Origin of the sequence: Acinetobacter sp. KAM396 (genome assembly GCF_021602765.1) — a bacterium.
In the GTDB taxonomy this organism is placed as follows: domain Bacteria; phylum Pseudomonadota; class Gammaproteobacteria; order Pseudomonadales; family Moraxellaceae; genus Acinetobacter; species Acinetobacter towneri_A.
The window spans coordinates 159,990-177,649 of record NZ_BPPH01000002.1 but is presented as its reverse complement, the minus strand read 5'-3'; the positions used below and the strand labels follow the sequence as shown (position 1 = coordinate 177,649).

Sequence of the window (17,660 nt, the reverse complement as noted above, 5' to 3'; positions counted from 1 at the left end):
GCTTGCTGTTTTTTCAGATTTCAACTAAACACTTGACTGTGTCAGATACTGCACCTGATTACGCCCCTTATTTTTTGCCAAATACAATAATTCATCGGCTGAGTGCAGAAAATCGACCACATTGTGATACTGCTGATTTTGATGATAGCTATTTGCGCCAATACTCACAGTGACTTGGGTGATTTCCCCAGTCTTGGTATGTGGAATTTCCAGTGCATATACTGCCTGCCTAAAGTTTTCAGCAAGTTGCACGGCATCTGCCAGCGGCGTTTCAGGCAATAGCACCACAAATTCTTCACCACCAAAGCGAGCCACAAAGTCAGATGCACGCGCAAAGTGTTGTTTAAGCAACTGCGCCACGCTAATCAAACAGTGATCACCCTGTAAATGCCCATAATTGTCGTTATAAGGCTTAAAATGGTCGATGTCGATAAACAGCATAGACAAGTCATGTTGATGACGTGAAGCACGTTTAAATTCATTCTCTATACACTCGCTGAGCGCCTTTCGATTAGCAACCAAGGTCAGCGGGTCTTGTAAGCTCAAAGCCAGATTTTTACGACTCAGCGCTTCAAGTTCCAACTCCATCTGTTTACGTGCAGAAATATCAAACATAAACCCAATAATCGCCACAGTTTCGTTATTTTCACGAATCACATGCACCACATCACGAATCCAGACATAATCTCCTGTAGCGGTTAAGGCACGATAATCAGCTTCGTGGTCTGTACCTTGATCAGACAAACTCACACACATATTTACGGTCTTGTCTCGATCTTCAGAATGCATCCGATCAATCCAATCTTGTGCAGTTTTCCAACTGTCTTGCGTCCAACCCAGTAAAGACTCAATTTGTGGACCGATGTAGCTAAAAGCTTTGGTTTTCCAGTTAATCTGCCACGGAATTGCATTCGTGGTTTCCAAAAGCGTTTTATAGAATTGGTCTTCTTTTAATGCACTGTTTATTTCACTCATAGCCTACCCTATGAATTTATTTTAATTACAATGTAACAACTTAAGTGAGCTTTGACTACAATTTGTTCTGTCTTATTGACATTTTCTTCTTCAGCTTTGATACAACCATGTAGTTGAGCAAAAATAAAGAAACTTGCTCAAAATATAAAATCCAAAATAAAGAGTAAGCCGATAAAGAATAAATTACCCGCATATTCAGCAATTTAACGCCATGTCAACGCAATGGATTTGAGCAAAATATTTACTCGTAATTTTTACCAAGGAAAACGTATCTCAACTGGCAATTCCGTGCAGAATCTAGGAAAATAGTGCACTTTTAGCATGAACAATCAGCGAACTGTTTTTTCGCCTTGATTTGGAACATATATGAAGTTTGAGAAATTAGGTCAGTCGGGGCGTGCCCGTCGTGGTCGTTTAACGCTTGCTCATGGTGTAGTAGAAACTCCTGTGTTTATGCCTGTCGGAACGTATGGCACAGTCAAAGGCATGCTGCCACGTGATATCGAAGAAATTCAGGCACAGATTATTTTAGGCAATACCTTCCATTTATATTTGCGTCCAGGACTTGAAGTGATTCAGCAACACGGCGGTCTACACGAATTCATCAAATGGGATAAGCCTATTTTGACTGACTCTGGTGGCTTTCAGGTGTTTAGCTTAGGCGCAATGCGTAAAATTAAAGAAGAAGGTGTGACCTTCCGCTCGCCTATTGATGGCTCAAAGGTTTTTCTTTCGCCTGAAATCTCGATGGAAATTCAAAAAACCTTAAACTCTGACATCGTGATGATTTTTGACGAATGTACGCCTTATCCTGCAACGCATGAAGAAGCACAAAAATCGTTGCAATTATCTTTACGTTGGGCAAAACGCTGTAAAACCCATCACCATGATGAACTACAAAACAGCAACGCACTGTTCGGGATTATTCAAGGTGGTATGTATGAAGATTTACGTGACGAATCTTTAAACGGCTTACTTGAAATAGGTTTTGATGGTTATGCCATTGGTGGTCTTTCGGTGGGTGAACCGAAAGAAGAAATGATCAAAGTCCTGGATTATTTACCCGCTAAAATGCCAGAAGATAAACCACGTTATTTGATGGGCGTGGGCAAGCCAGAAGACATTGTTGAAGCAATTCGTCGTGGTGTGGATATGTTCGATTGCGTAATGCCAACCCGCAATGCGCGTAATGGTCATTACTTTGTCACCGATGGCTTAGTGCGTATTCGTAACAGTAAGTATCGTCATGACCAAAGCCCGCTCGATCCGCATTGTGATTGCTATACTTGCCAGAATTTCACCCGTGCCTATTTGTTCCATTTAGAAAAATGTGGCGAAATGTTGGGTTCAATGTTGGGCACGATTCACAACTTACGTTATTACCAACGCTTTACCCAAGATATTCGCAATGCCTTAGATAACGGCACTTTCCATGAATTTGTGCAGGACTTTTATGCCCGCCGTGGCCTAGAAGTACCACCTTGTCCTGAAGATTAGTCTTTTCAGTATTTGCGCTGAGTAAAAAGACAAGGTAAATTGCAGAACAAACCCATTTATTATCAGATCACTGATCGCCAGTTTTTAGTTTAGGAAAATGAAATGAGCCTTTTTATTTCGACCGCTCACGCAGCAGGTGAAGCTGCACAACAACCAAGCCTTGTGGCAAATCTTTTAATGATTGCAGTATTTATTGCAATTTTCTACTTCCTGATTTGGCGTCCACAATCAAAGCGTGCCAAAGAACATCGCACACTAATTGAAAGCTTAGGCGTAGGCAGTGAAGTGGTATTCGCAGGTGGTCTTATGGGTAAAATCACTAAAATTGAAGGTGATTTTGCAGTGGTAGAGCTGAACCGTGGTGTAGAAGTAAAAGTACAACGCGCGAGTGTCATTTCAGTTCTTCCTGAAGGCACATTAAACAACCTCTAATCAAAAAGAGTCGTGCTCACGCACGACTCTTTCATTTTAAGAAGAAAATAAATGCGTTACCCAGCATGGAAATATCTGCTCATCCTCGTTGTTCTTGTGGTGAGTACATTATATGCCCTGCCTAGCTTGTATCCAGATGAACCTGCTGTTCAAATTTCAGGTGCCAAAGCTGGTACCCAAATTGATCAAAGCATCATACAAAAAGCAGAGCAAATTTTACAATCAGAAAATATTGCCAGTCATGACAACAGCTTTACCAACAATGCCGCATTGTTGCGTTTAGACACCTCAGAAGCGCAGCTCAAAGCTAAAGAAGCTTTACGTCGCGGTTTAGGTGATGACTATGTCGTAGCGCTGAACCTTGCGCCAACCACACCCGAATGGCTACAAAAAATTGGTGCAAAACCAATGAAGCTCGGTCTGGACTTACGTGGTGGTGTGCACTTCTTATTAGAAGTGGATATGGACAAGGCCATCAGCCAACGTATGGAAACTTCAGCCACAGATTTACGCCGTCAATTGCGTGACAACAAGCTGAAATTTAATAGCCTTTCGCTGAATAACAACACGATCACCCTACAGTTCGCCAATAATGCAGACCGTGATGCGGTGATGGATTTCTTGCGCCGTAATGGCAATGAGTACACGCAGCAAGCTGTAGCCACCACAGAAGGCTCTAGCTTACGTTTGAACTATACCGATGTTCGCAAACAGGAAATTCAGTCGTATGCAGTCAATCAAAACTTAACTACTTTACGTAACCGTATTAACGAGTTAGGTGTAGCTGAGGCTTTGGTACAAACCCAAGGTAGTAACCGTATTGTAGTGGAATTGCCAGGCGTACAAGATACAGCTGAAGCAAAGCGTGTACTCGGTCGAACTGCGAACCTTGAATTCCGCTTGGTGTCTGACTTAAATGATCAATATATTGATCCATACACAGGTCAGGTTACAGGTCCAGTACCACCTGGCACAGAAGCTTTTGCCTTTGAATCATTAGACAGTGGGCGCCAATTATTATTGAACCGTAGCCGTATTTTAACGGGCGAACGTGTTCAAAATGCGTCAAGTGGCTTTAGCCAAGATACAGGCGGTGCAGAAGTTAACATTACCCTAGATGCTGCGGGCGGCAAGCTCATGGCAGATGCAACACGTAACGCTGTGGGTAAACGTATGGCGGTATTGTTTATTGAAAACAAACAACGCATTAGCTATGTGACCGATGAAAATGGTACACAAACTGAAGTGCGTACCCCTTACACCGAATCTGTCGTCATTAATGCTGCAACCATTCAGGCGGTATTGGGTTCACAGTTCCGTATTACAGGTCTAGATTCTCCACAAGAAGCCTCTGAATTAGCCTTAATGCTTCGTGCAGGTGCCTTGGCAGCGCCAATGTACTTTGTCGAAGAACGTGTGATTGGTCCTAGCTTGGGTCAAGAAAACATTGATAAAGGTGTATTGTCGACTCAAATTGGCTTCATTTTGGTGGCAATCTGGATGGTGGTGTTCTTCCGCCTGTTTGGTTTGATTGCCAACTTCGCTTTAGTGTTTAACTTAGCCATGATTTTAACCGTCATGTCTTGGATTGGTGCTTCACTCACCTTACCAGGTATTGCGGGTATCGTGATCACTATTGGTATGGCGGTGGATGCCAACGTCTTGATTTGTGAGCGAATACGAGAAGAAATTAAGTGGGGCGCCTCGCCAAAACAAGCCATTGTGGCAGGTTATGACCGAGCGTATAACACTATTTTTGATTCGAACTTAACCACATTCTTGGTGGCATTCATTCTGTTTGCGATTGGTACAGGCCCAATCAAAGGCTTTGCTGTGACGCTCATGATTGGTATTGTCTGCTCGATGTTTACTGCTATTACAGTCACCCGTGCAATTGTACAAATCATTTATGGCAAAAAACGTAACTTGAAAAAGTTGAGCATTTAAGGAGATCACTGATGACTGAGAATACTCAACTGCCTTCAAAAAAATACGGTCGCCCTGATGATGAGCGCGTGATTCCGTTTATGAAGATTGCTTTGCCAGCGGCATTGCTTTCTATTCTACTTACGGTTGCTAGCATCTTCTTTATTGCCACTAAAGGTTTAAATTTAGGTTTGGACTTTACTGGCGGTATTGCGGCAGAACTTAACTATAGCAACCCTGTTAAAGCCACCGATGTTTCTAACGCATTGGTCAAAGCAGGCTTCAATGACCCTGTGGTACAAACACTGGGCTCTGACCGCGACCTCATGGTGCGTATGCCTGTGCAAGACGATGTAGAAGCCGAAGACCTAACCAAAGCAATTACTGCTGCAGTACAACTACCAAATAACACAGCAACTGTGCCAAAGGTAGATGTGGTGGGTGGTCAAGTCGGTAATGAGCTATATGTCCGTTCTGCAGGCGCTGTCGCTTTAGCGCTATTATTGATGCTGGTTTACGTCACCATTCGCTTTGAATTCAAACTGGCAATGGGTGCGGTACTGTCATTGTTCCACGATATTATTGTGACACTGGGTATTTTTGCCATGATGCAATGGCCATTTGACCTGACTGTATTGGCAGCGTTATTGGCAATTATTGGCTTCTCACTTAACGATAACATTGTTGTATCTGACCGTATTCGTGAAAACTTCCGTAAAATCCGTGGTGCAACACCGCTTGAAGTGGTGAACATTGCACTGACAGAAACTTTACGTCGTACCATTCACACCTCTATGACCTTATTATTGGTTGTAGTCGCAATGATGCTCATGGGCGGTGATGGTCTGAAATGGTTCTCGATTGCCATGTTTGTCGGTGTATTTGTCGGAACATATTCATCTATTTACATTGGTACAGCCTTTGCCTTATGGCGCGGTTTGAACCGTCAGGACTTCATTGTTCAAGTTAAACCAGAATTTGAGGGTGAAGAGCAAGAAATTCCTTAATATATTTCTACTGACACCAACAAAAAAAAAAGCCTATCTTTGGATAGGCTTTTTTGTGGCTAGACGTTGCGACATTTGCTCTGATATTGCGATGCTAATGCCGAATAATATCAATCTGTGGAAACTGAAAGCCTGCGCAGGAGGGTGCAGCTCGCCATGCTACAGTCAGCATACAATCTGGTAAACGAAAGTTTTGATAAGCAAAATGTCCAATCTGTGGATGATGACAAAGACCGCCCTGTGCACTGGGATGCATCCGGGTATCTAACTCATTTAGGCTTAAACGAATCCCCAACCCCGATGCTTTCAGCACCGCCTCTTTGGTTGTCCAGACACGAAACCAATAATCGGCGTCATGTTCCAAATCTTGCCAGTATTTGAGTTCGTTGGGATGAAACGCATGTTGCGCCAAGGCATCAAAACGCACCTTACGGTCTAAATCTTCAATGTCTATCCCAACATCTGACAACTCAAAACTGCTTGCCAATGCATAATGTTGGCGGCTATGACTATGGTTAAATTGCAATTGAGGGAATGTCATCAAAAATGGTTTGCCATGCACATTGCGCTGAATATCACTATTTTGAATATTCTGTGCTAAATATTTTGAGAGCAATTGATTCCGATAACGGTAAATCGCCTGCTTTAGCTGCTGAATTTGTTCTGTTCGTGAATCTGTTGCAGCAGGAACAAAAATTTTATGAATACGGCACACATCTATATGAATTTTTTTAGCTGTTTTACCCATCCTGAATATACCTAATCCTTTCGCTTTAACCCACAGCAAATTGAAATTTACACCCCAAGCCATATAGAAAAAAACCAGCTCAATGCTGGTTTTTTTAGAAGTGATTTTGATTAACTCCCCTGCACCAAACGGCGTGCACTGATAATACCAGGTTGCTGCTCCAAACGTGCCAACAGACGAGAAAGTTGCGCCAAGCCTTTGACCTCAATCAACAATTTCATATTGGCAATTCCATCATTTTCAGAAATAGTATTCACCTGACGAATGTTAATTTGATCGGCAAAAATCACTTGAGTTAAGTCTTTGAGCAAACCACGGCGGTCGTAGGCTTCCACCACAATCTGCACGCTTTGACCACGGGTTGGCTGCATTTCCCAGTCAGCTTCGACTGCACGTTCAGGTCCATTGCCAATCATGCGCACATAGTCTGAACACGCTACTTTATGAATACTCACGCCACGATTGAGAGTGATATACCCCGCAATCGCCTCACCATGCACGGGCTGACAGCATTGTGCGATATGCAGTTCAACGTTATCCAAACCATCAATCAAAATACCATGTGCCGATAAGGTATGGCTGGCTCGTGGATTCAAAGTCGGCTTCAACACCAGTTCAGGTTCATCCTGATCTAAGTGCATGTGACGATTGACCTGATTAATTAAAGCATGCAGGCTAATATCACCATTAACCAAACCAATCAGAATATCTTCACCAGTTTTGACATTAAAGTGATTGCAATAATCATTTAGATCAATACTTTTTGGATGAATCGCCAAACGAGAAAGCTCTTTGTTGAGTACTTCACGCCCTACTTCTAGATTTTTACTGCGGTCCTGCTGTCTAAACCAATGACGCAGTTTATCGCGCGCACGTGCCGTTTTAATATATCCTAAAGAGTTTACCAACCAATCACGGTTCGGTTCACGGTCTTTTTTGGTCAAAATCTCGACCTGCTCCCCTGTTTTTAAGCTATAGGTGAGCGGTACATAGCGCTGATTGACCCGCGCAGCATAACATTTGTTACCCACTTCGGTATGCACATGATAGGCAAAGTCCAGCACTGTTGAGCCACGAGGTAATTCTTTAATATCACCATCACGGCTGAATACATAAATTTTTTCAAAATCTTCAAACTCTTGGATTTGTTCAAAGTTTTCAGAATCATCATCTTCTTTATGTGCACTGGCATCGTTACGTTCCTGATAGTGCTCTAAAACAGAACGCAAAGAATGTAAACGATGATTGAACGAGTGGTCTGTGGTTTTAGAACCTTCTTTATAATTGAAGTGCGAACATACCCCCAGCTCGGCTTCTTCGTGCATATCCAAAGTACGAATTTGCACTTCAAGCGACTTGTTTTCTGCAATCACTGCAGTATGCAATGAGCGATAACCATTGGCTTTTGGATTGGTAATGTAATCATCAAACTGGTGCGGAATATGCCGCCACAATTGATGTACGATACCCAACGAGTGATAGCACTCTGGAATGGTTTTCACCAAAACACGTACAGCACGAATGTCATAGAGCTGGTCAAAGCTGAGGCTTTTACTCTTCATTTTTCGATAAATCGAATAAATATGTTTCACCCGTCCACTAATTTCGGCATGAATCCCGTTATTGCCTAGCTCTGTACGCAATTGCTCAATTACGCTTTGAATGTAATTTTCACGTTCTAAACGCTTTTCATTCAGCAATGTTGCAATTTCTTTATAACGGTCTGGTGCCAAATAACGGAATGCTAAATCTTCGAGTTCCCATTTCAGTTGGGCAATCCCTAAACGGTGTGCCAATGGCGAGTAAATGGTTAAAATTTCCCGCGCCACACGCTCCTGACGTTCTTTGGAAGCAGTTGCCAACTCACGTAATGAATAAGTACGTTCTGCCAGTTTAATTAACACCACGCGCACATCTTCTGTCATGGAAATCAGCATTTTATAAATGCCTGTTAAATGTTCACGCTGGTTATTATTAAAGTGGTCTTCTAAACGCTTATTTTTCTCAATCAGTTCAGACAACTTACCCATCGACAAGGTGCCTTTGATCAAGCCGTACACTGCTTCACCAAATTTTTCACGCACATCATCTAACTGTAGGACATTTTCACGCACACTACGATAGAGCACCGCTGCAGACAAAGTATCTTCATCGACATGTAAGTGCGCCAAAATATTCGCCATCTCAATACCTGTATACAAGGTATGCGATGGATGACTAACGTCTGTTTCTAACTCTTTTTTTAGGTTGTAATGGGCAACGCGTTCTAATTGTTCAAGTGCCGCCCCATCGTAAATCCCGCGTACTCGGTCTAGCCATTCTGCTAAATCCTGTCGGGCTTGCTCGGCATGTTCTACAGTCGTTTCCTCAGACAGTTCATTTAAACGCCCAGGAAGTTGTTCACGTACTGTGACCATACCCTTCTCCTACCTCTATGTACTTCATATTATAAATCGTTTATTTGCTTTTCTTTCTGAAACAAGGCAATGGATTCAACGTGACCCGTATGGGTAAACATGTCCATCACACCTGCTTTTTTCAATTGATAGCCCTGCTTGACCAATACACCTGCATCCCTTGCGAGTGTGGCTGGATTACACGACACATAAACGATTCTATCTGCACCAAATTTGGGCACATAATGCATCACCTCCTCTGCACCTGAGCGCGGAGGGTCAATTAATAATGCCTCAAATCCTTGATTTGCCCAAGAATGATGCGAAAAATCTTTTGTTAAATCTTGTGAATAAAACCTAACATGATCTAAATCATTGCGCTGTGCATTTTCTGCACCACGCTGCACCATCTGCTCAGAACCTTCAACTGCAACCACTGATCCTGTCGCACCAACGCAGCGCGCCAGTGGTAAAGAAAAGTTGCCCAATCCACAAAACAGATCAAGCACCCGATCACCTGATTTTAACTCAAGCAAATCGCATGCCAGCTTCACCATCTGTGGGTTAATGGTTGAATTAACCTGAGTAAAGTCTTGCGGATGAAAGCCAAAATCTACATCAAAATCATCTAAACGATAATGCAAACGCATAGGCGCGTATGGATCATCAACCCGATGTAAACTGTCTGGGCCTTCAGGTTGCAAATACAATTGCCAATGTTTCTGTAACGCAAATTGTTGTAATTGGTTGACATCGGCTGCAGATAATTTTTCTGTATGCCGTACCACCAAAGCAATCTCTTGATCTCCCATGGCCAATTCTATATGACCAATATGGGCTTTGCCTGTTAGACTTTGGAGTAGCTGCTTAAGACAAGTCAAAGAACCAAAAGCCTGATCAAGCACCAAGCAACGATCAATGCTGGTCAGTTTGTTGCTGTTGCGCTCACGAAAACCGACCACCAATTTATCTTGATTGGGCAAATAACGCACACCAACACGTGCTTTACGACGATAATCTTCACGTTTTGAACGTAATGGCGCAAGCCACTCTTCAGGCTGCACCTGCGCAAAGTGCTGCAAGTGTGACTGCAACACTTGTTGCTTTAATCGAATCTGCTCATCCACCTGAATATGCTGCATGCTGCAACCACCACATTGTTGATAATGCGGACATGGCGGAGCTACCCGCAAAGCTGACGGCTCACCTAGTACTTCTAAACATTCGGCTTGTTCTAAACGCTTGTTACTTTGAGTAATTTTGGCGCGTACAGTTTCACCGGGCAAAGCTCCTTCAATAAACACCGTTTTACCGTGCTTTTCAGCAGGATGACCCGACTGAGCTGTATAGTGTGCAATCCCTCGCCCTTCATGTGACAACGATTCCACATCAAAGCAATACTCAGCCTGCTGCGTGGTACGGTTTTTACTGCGATGCTTCATATCAGTCTAAATATCGGAAGATGGGGAAGATTGAAAAGGCATCACGGGTTCATTTGAAGACGTGCTGACACTTTTTTCAGGAAAATCTGTACGGGTAAATTCAGTTTGCTGCGAACTGTGCTGCCACACGCTTAAAAAGTCTGCATGCTGCGGCTGGGTATGCAAATAATGAATGGTGTGCTGTACCCATTGAGTATGCTCTTCAAGCAGTAATTGCCCTTTGAGCAGCAGCCAACGCAGGTAAATGAGCCAAGTATTTAAGACATCGCCTTCACAATAACGCGTCAGCCTCGACCATTCACCGCTTTGCATAAATGCAGGAACATGATAGCCCGCATCTACGCGTTTACCTGGAAAACCTAACAAATAGGCAATGTCATCCAACTTTTGAAAATGACGACCATTAAACATGGCCATCACATCCATTAAATCGACATGACGCTGATGGTAACGGTTTTGATAATTGTTATAGCGCTTTTGCTGATCAATCTCACCCTGATCAAATAAACTTGGTGCAGACAGCCCATGATACATGGCACGGAATAAAATCACTGGCAAATCAAACTGCGAACCGTTCCAACTGACCAAAGTTGGATGACGCTTATCAAAAATAGACAAAAACTTTTTCAGCATTGCTGCTTCACTGTCTTGTTCTCGGCTAAATGAAAACAGTTTCATGCCGTGTTCATCAATCCACAAGCCTGAAATGCAGACTATTTCATGCAAAGGCAGACGCTGAAAATCGGTGCCCGCTTCTTGCCGACGCAGTTTCATCAACGCCTGTTCAAGCTCAGCCTCAGGTAAATTCAGCTGATATAAATGCGCGCCTGACTTCAAATCGGTAACGGTTTCAATATCGAAAATCAGCACAGGTAAACGCATACGATTTCACTCAGTCAGCTACAAAGAAATGAATGCTTTTCGGCTATTCAGGGTCTTGAACAGAGAATAACCCTGTCGATAAATAACGGTCACCACGGTCACAAATAATGCACACGATGACTGCATCTGGATTTTCTTCAGCAATTTTTAATGCCGCCCAAACCGCACCACCTGAAGATGTTCCCGCACTGATGCCTTCTTTTTGTGCCAGTCTGCGCATGGTTTTTTCAGCTTCAATTTGCGGAATATCAATAATACGATCAACACGGCTACGGTCAAAAATAGTCGGTAAATAGGCTTCAGGCCAGCGACGGATACCTGCAATGCTTGAACCGTCAGAAGGCTGTAAACCAATAATTTGAATATCTGGATTTTGTTCTTTTAAATATTTAGACACGCCCATAATAGTGCCTGTGGTACCCATAGAGCTGACAAAGTGAGTGATTTTTCCACCCGTTTGCTGCCAAATTTCAGGGCCTGTAGTCAGATAGTGTGCCTGCACATTGTCAGGATTACCAAATTGATTCAGCACCAAGCCTTTGCCTTCACGTTGCATTTGCAAAGCCAAATCACGTGCACCTTCCATGCCTTGGGCTTTGGTCACTTCAATCAGTTCTGCCCCATAAGCCCGCATAGCATCTTTACGCTCCTGACTCATATTATCAGGCATGATCAGCTGCATTTTATAACCACGCATGGCTGCTACCATTGCCAAAGCAATGCCTGTGTTACCACTGGTTGCTTCAATTAAAGTATCGCCAGGTCGAATTTCACCGCGTTTTTCTGCCTGCATAATCATGTTATAGGCAGGACGGTCTTTGACCGAACCCGCAGGGTTATTTCCTTCCAGTTTTGCCAAAACCGTTGCCTGCGTATGCTGAGCCAAACGCTGCAAACGCACCAATGGGGTTTTGCCCACATAATGGTCTAATAAAAACTCATCACTTTGGAAATCTGGTTGGGTATCACGCATGCTCTGTACCAATATTAAGGTGGGCTTATTGTATGAAAAAATGCACCTTCCTGCACGTTTTTCACTGGCTTTTTCTCAAATCGACAAGAGTCTGCCGAGAATTTATGCATTCCTTTACATCGTTGCGGCCCCTCATTGCTTTGACTTATTTTTTATTGCTTCATCCACATCAAATAGCGTTTAAATCCACACGACTTAACTTCTATAATTGGCCTACGCATCCATGAAAATTGGCATCACTAGCACAGAAGCAGATGAAAACACAGTCAGCAGAAATAAAGCATGCTAAACTGCCAAACATAGGGATTGAACTGCGTCAACCATGTCAAATATCAATAAAAAGTTATTTAAGCGCTTACATTTAAATCATGCTTATGGACAGCTGATTGCACTTATTTTTGTGCCAATTATGATTTTGGCATGCGTCGGTACAATGCTGGTTTTATCCGAAACCTCGAATGCCGCAAAAGCACAGCAGCGACAAATGGCAATTGCGATTTTGACCCGTTTTGAGTTGCCATCTGAAGCAGCTTTGCATCAACTGGCTAGCTTTCCGTGGAAGTACGAAGAAGCTCGTTCTTATATGCAAAATATGATGAACGAAAAGCATTTGGTTCGTACTGCACTGATTGATGCTTCGGGTACACGGCGTTTAAGCATGGGCTTTCAAGATCAAGACGAATGGCCCAAATTTCCTAAAAATGCCGATTTTTTTGGCCCAATTCAATATAAAAACAATCATGTGTATGGCATGCAAATTCAGCAAGACATCAACCGACCTGCATGGTTGCTGATTGAACTAGACAATCAACCGCTACAAATAGCCCGTTATCGGGTCATGATTGTATTAATTGCCACAGGCTTACTGACTTTATTGCTGTTATTGCTGTGTCTGAACTTCTATTCACGTCGCTGGATTGCACCCATGTATGAAATTCGCATGCAACTACAACGACTAAATGCCGATACACTCGATCAACACATGGTCATTAACAGCACTGGCGAATTACGCTTATTGCAGCGGGATATTGCCAATGTGGTAAAACGCCTGCATTTCAGCTTTTTAGAACTCAAAGAACATACCGAACAAACCGAAGATGACTTGCGTCGCACCCTCGATACTTTGGAAGTACAGAACATCACTTATCGTCAGGCACGTGACCAAGCGATTTCTGCCAACCAATCCAAATCGGTATTTTTGGCCAATATCAGTCACGAACTCAGAACCCCGCTGAACAGTATAGATGGTTTTATTCACCTGTTATTGCGTCAGGAAAACCTGAGTAATGAGCAAAATTTGTATTTACAAACCATTCGTAAGTCGTCTGCACACCTTTTGGCTTTAATTAATGATGTCTTGGATTTTTCCAAAATTGATGCCGGTAAACTGGAACTGGATACTGCGCCTTTTGATTTAGAAGAAGCCATTTTTGATGTGATGGATATGCTCTCGCCGTTGGCCGCGCAAAAGCACATCAACATGGCTTTTTACTTTGCCGACAACGTACCACAGCATGTGTTGGGTGATGCTTTACGCTTTAAACAAATTTTAACCAACCTGATTTCCAATGCGATTAAATTCACACCCGATGGTGAAATTATTGTACGTGCGCGCGTGGAACATGACGATATTGGACAATGCCTGATTCACTTTAGCGTACAGGATAGCGGCATTGGTTTAAGCGGCACAGACCGTAAAAAACTGTTTGAGTCGTTCTCTCAGGGTGATACTTCGGTTACGCGTCAATTTGGTGGTACAGGGTTAGGTTTGGCCATTTCCAAACAGTTGGTTCATTTAATGCAAGGTCAAATTGGCTTTGAAGACAATCAGGAACGTGCCCCAACCGAAAAAGGCTCGACCTTCTGGTTTACTGCCTTGTTTACGGTAGATGAAGCGCATGCTCAGCAGCATCCAACTTTTAAAGAAATTCAGGTAGTGTCCTATTTGGCGCACCCTGCCACAGCCAATATCTTGCGTCATTATCTTGAAAATTATGCGGTGCGACATATTGAAGCCGCTTCAATTCTAGATTTATTTAGCCGCTTAAAAGATGTATCCGACCTGCAAGACAACACTTGGTTGATTGTTGACCATAGCGGCGACACCGAAGCCTTGTTAAAAGAAATTCGTACCCGTTATCAAGGCAACTTGGCGGTATATGGCTATCAAATGGCGCTAGACCCAAGCCTATTAAATGAATATCGTGCACGGGCTTTGTATCAACCGCTCAGTCGTTCAGCATTAATTGACTTACTTAACAATGAAAACAGTTTTGATGAACAAGATTCTGCATCATTTGATGGTAAAGGCCTGCACGTTTTAGCGGTGGATGACCATCTACCCAACCTGATTGTACTTGAAGCCTTGTTGGGCGAACTGAATGTGACCACTACCAAAGCGCAAAGTGGTCAGGAAGCGTTGGGGATTTTGCAGCAGCGTATTGAACAGGAGCAGCAACCCTTTGACCTGATCTTTATGGATATTCAAATGCCTGTGATGTCAGGGATAGATACCACTCGCGCAATTCGTTCATTAGAGTCGACTTTAGAAAACCACAAACGCTTGCCTATTATTGCCCTCACCGCACATGCACTTGCCGATGAAAAGCAAAAATTACTCAAAGTTGGTATGGATGACTATGTCACCAAACCGATTCAGATTGAACAGATCATCCAGATTTTAACCCATTGGACGACGCAAAGTTTTAATAAACCACCTGCAATCGATAAAGCCATTGTGATTGAAGCGCTAGACCCACAGGTGTTGAATTGGCAACAAAGCCTAATGTTGGCAGCCAACAAAGAAGACCTTGCAGTGGATTTGCTGAAAATGTTGGTAGATAGCTTTGCCACAGAATTGCATGAAATTGAACAGCTGATTGAACTCGAAGATTTCCCGCAACTCGAGCATGTGTTGCATCGTCTGTATGGTGCAACCCGTTATGTTGGCACGCCAAACCTGCAAGAAGTAACAGGTTCATTTGAACAGTTTGTTTCGACATTGCGTAAAGAACGCCGTAAAGCCGATGATCTGTTTGTGCAGGAAGTACTCAATCGTTATCAGGAGTTAAAAGCATGTATCCAACAGGTGGAACATGCAGCAGAACATATTTTTGCTCAACATACAGCAACGAGTTCATAGTGGTTGACATCCTCCCCGACCTAAAGGACGGAGATTCCTACTGCTAGACGCTCATGTCCGAGCGCAAGAATATTCAGTGCGGAATTTACATCCCGATCATGGAGCGTACCGCACTCCACACACTGCCATTCTCTTATTCCAAGTCCTGCTCTACCTTTCGGACTACTGGAGCGTGAGCCACAGCACGAACAAATTTGGGTGGTATAGGCTTCATTGACTTCTTCATAACATACCCCTGCGTTCTCGCATTTATACTTGAGCATGGTTCTTAGTGTTGTCCAACTGGCATCTAACACAGACTTGGCTAGTTTGGTCTGCGCTAATGCTTTGGCATTCACATTGCCAACGAAGATGGCTGCATGTTCATTCACCAGTTTTCGGCTGAATTGATGCAGCATGTTTTGTCGTACATTTTTAATCTTGGCATGGATGGCTTTGACACGTTTCTTATTTTTTGCACGTTGAGCAATACCAAGTTTTTGTTCATATTGCCGATAGATTTGAGGGGCTTTAAGTTTTACGCCATCTGAACAAGTCGCTAAATCTTTTAAACCTAAATCTATGCCGATTGAAGTTTTAGCGTTGTTTTTTTCTATTTTGACTGCATCAACTACAAGACATACATACCAACGTCCACGACTATCTTCTACGAATGAGCCTGTTTTGATATTGTATTTACTTAATCTGTAACTATCCCATAGTTTAAATTGATGCTTGCCATATTGAACATAGCCATCAGCATATTTGATTGCAATCTTTTTAAACGGTATCCAACCCAATGAACGTCTAGCTGATTTTTTATTACTGACACGCCATTTTAGTTTTGCTTTTTTGAACTGCTTGCGTCTTGTGACCAATTCTTCTGTCACTGCCTGAATAGTTTGACTGTGCAAGTTGCATTCTTTCGATGTGCCTTTCGTGTATTTTGCAATGTCGTATGCTGAAAAGAATTGTTGTTTTCTTTGAAGATGTTTAAAACACAAATCATTGACATAATTCCAGACAAAATTTACTTCGGATGCTAACTGATTTAGCACCTTGCAATGTTTGTCTTTTATGCGTAATTTGAGTGTCTTCATCTAATTATTTTAACAGTATTTTTCTTAATAGTGACTATAGTACAAGTATTTAAAACGACATTTCGTGTCGTTCATATGATTTACTCTAGTCGCTTATATTCTCGTGCTGAACCACGAGGTTTTACGCTCCAGTGGATAAAGTAGGATGAATGTCATTTCGTCCAAATAAAAATGGTATTTTAAAATATAAGTTTCACGAAGCACATCACATAATTTTATCAATTCTTTCAGGCTGAGCCCACGGTTTTGGCCGTGACTCTGCTGTCATTTATCTTGGGTCTGTGCATGCTATGCTTTGCTCAGTAAAAATAAGAGCTCACATCATGACTTTACTTCGAATCGAAAAAAATAATGGCATCGCCACAGTTTCCCTGAACCGCCCAGACAAACGCAATGCCATGAGTTTTGCCCTACTCAAAGAATTGGTGCGCACTGCAGAAAAGCTTAAAAAAGACCGCAGCTTACGTTGTGTGATTTTAACAGGGGAAGCAAACGTATTTAGTGCAGGCATTGATTTGGCCGACCTCAATAACCCACAAAACCGTGCATTTGCAGCTTGGGAGTTAATTAAGCCTGGGCAAAGCCTGTTTCAAAAAGCATTTCTCGTTTGGCAACAATTGCCTGTACCTGTAATTGCTGCAATTGAAGGTTATTGTTTTGGCGCAGGAATGCAATTGGCTTTAGCTGCAGATATTCGTATCGCTCATCCTGACACGCAAATGTCGATTATGGAAAGCCGCTGGGGCTTAGTGCCTGATATGGGGCTGAGCCGCTCTTTAAAAGGTTTAATTGGCCTAGATCTTGCCAAAGAGCTGACCTTAACTGCACGTATTTTTGATGCCAACTATGCCAAAGAAATTGGCTTGGTCACGCATTTAAATGCAACACCTTTGCAAAAGGCACAAACTCTTGCCGAAGAAATTGCACAGCGCTCCCCAGATGCACTGGCTGCAGCCAAACAAGTGCTGGATGCCATGGAACATTCTCCCAATAAATCTTTACGTTTAGAAAAAATTTGGCAATTAAAATTATTGCTAGGTAAAAATAGCCAACTGGCACGTAAAAAGGACAAGAATCCTGAAGTGACCTTTGCACCGCGTCAGTTTTAATGCAGTTCAGACACAACAGACTTTGACCAAAGGCTAAATTGACATTTCAAGC

13 protein-coding genes are annotated in these 17,660 nt (G+C 42.8%); 6 read left to right on the top strand and 7 right to left on the bottom strand.

Features of this window, described 5'->3' with window-relative positions; genetic code table 11:
• Positions 1-24: 24 nt before the first annotated feature.
• Positions 25-975: a sensor domain-containing diguanylate cyclase gene (locus tag L6C30_RS02285; protein WP_019836393.1), complete on the bottom strand. Its 951-nt coding sequence runs from the start codon at positions 973-975 to the stop codon at positions 25-27.
• A 366-nt stretch (positions 976-1,341) separates the two neighbouring features.
• Here L6C30_RS02285 and tgt point away from each other — a divergent pair, with 366 nt between their 5' ends.
• From tgt to secF, 4 genes are all read left to right on the top strand, one after another.
• Positions 1,342-2,472 (top strand): tRNA guanosine(34) transglycosylase Tgt, encoded by a 1,131-nt coding sequence (gene tgt / locus L6C30_RS02280; protein ID WP_019836392.1) that lies wholly within the window; start codon positions 1,342-1,344, stop codon positions 2,470-2,472.
• 102 nt (positions 2,473-2,574) lie between these two features.
• Complete coding sequence (gene yajC, locus L6C30_RS02275; RefSeq protein ID WP_004974939.1) at positions 2,575-2,904, top strand: preprotein translocase subunit YajC; 330 nt, start codon at positions 2,575-2,577, stop codon at positions 2,902-2,904.
• 51 nt (positions 2,905-2,955) lie between these two features.
• Entirely contained in the window at positions 2,956-4,851 is a 1,896-nt protein-coding gene (gene secD / locus L6C30_RS02270) for a protein translocase subunit SecD (protein ID WP_019836391.1), read from the top strand.
• 8 nt (positions 4,852-4,859) lie between these two features.
• A complete protein-coding gene (secF, locus tag L6C30_RS02265) occupies positions 4,860-5,837 on the top strand; it encodes a protein translocase subunit SecF (protein WP_171066635.1) in 978 nt (325 codons plus the stop codon).
• 94 nt (positions 5,838-5,931) lie between these two features.
• Here the strand turns inward: secF and L6C30_RS02260 are convergent, their stop codons facing one another.
• From L6C30_RS02260 to cysM, 5 genes are all read right to left on the bottom strand, one after another.
• Positions 5,932-6,585, bottom strand: a complete 654-nt coding sequence (locus tag L6C30_RS02260) for a 4'-phosphopantetheinyl transferase superfamily protein (protein WP_019836389.1) — start codon at positions 6,583-6,585, stop codon at positions 5,932-5,934.
• Between the two features lie 110 nt (positions 6,586-6,695).
• Positions 6,696-9,002, bottom strand: coding sequence for a bifunctional (p)ppGpp synthetase/guanosine-3',5'-bis(diphosphate) 3'-pyrophosphohydrolase (locus L6C30_RS02255; RefSeq protein ID WP_230245375.1), 2,307 nt, complete (start codon positions 9,000-9,002; stop codon positions 6,696-6,698).
• Between the two features lie 29 nt (positions 9,003-9,031).
• Positions 9,032-10,423 carry a 23S rRNA (uracil(1939)-C(5))-methyltransferase RlmD gene (gene rlmD, locus L6C30_RS02250; RefSeq protein WP_019836388.1) on the bottom strand — a complete coding sequence of 464 codons (1,392 nt, stop codon included), beginning with the start codon at positions 10,421-10,423 and terminating at the stop codon, positions 9,032-9,034.
• Positions 10,424-10,429: 6 nt separating this feature from the next.
• Positions 10,430-11,305, bottom strand: a complete 876-nt coding sequence (locus tag L6C30_RS02245) for a 3'-5' exonuclease (protein WP_230245376.1) — start codon at positions 11,303-11,305, stop codon at positions 10,430-10,432.
• A 43-nt stretch (positions 11,306-11,348) separates the two neighbouring features.
• On the bottom strand, positions 11,349-12,278 hold the full coding sequence (gene cysM, locus L6C30_RS02240) for a cysteine synthase CysM (protein ID WP_019836386.1): 930 nt from the start codon (positions 12,276-12,278) through the stop codon (positions 11,349-11,351).
• A gap of 322 nt (positions 12,279-12,600) precedes the next feature.
• Between cysM and L6C30_RS02235 the strand changes: the two genes are divergently transcribed.
• Positions 12,601-15,420 carry an ATP-binding protein gene (locus L6C30_RS02235; protein WP_236162579.1) on the top strand — a complete coding sequence of 940 codons (2,820 nt, stop codon included), beginning with the start codon at positions 12,601-12,603 and terminating at the stop codon, positions 15,418-15,420.
• A 20-nt stretch (positions 15,421-15,440) separates the two neighbouring features.
• Here the strand turns inward: L6C30_RS02235 and L6C30_RS02230 are convergent, their stop codons facing one another.
• Positions 15,441-16,499, bottom strand: a complete 1,059-nt coding sequence (locus tag L6C30_RS02230; protein WP_230245378.1) for a transposase — start codon at positions 16,497-16,499, stop codon at positions 15,441-15,443.
• A gap of 323 nt (positions 16,500-16,822) precedes the next feature.
• Here L6C30_RS02230 and L6C30_RS02225 point away from each other — a divergent pair, with 323 nt between their 5' ends.
• Positions 16,823-17,608, top strand: coding sequence for a crotonase/enoyl-CoA hydratase family protein (locus L6C30_RS02225; RefSeq protein WP_019836717.1), 786 nt, complete (start codon positions 16,823-16,825; stop codon positions 17,606-17,608).
• The last annotated feature ends 52 nt before the right edge of the window (positions 17,609-17,660 follow it).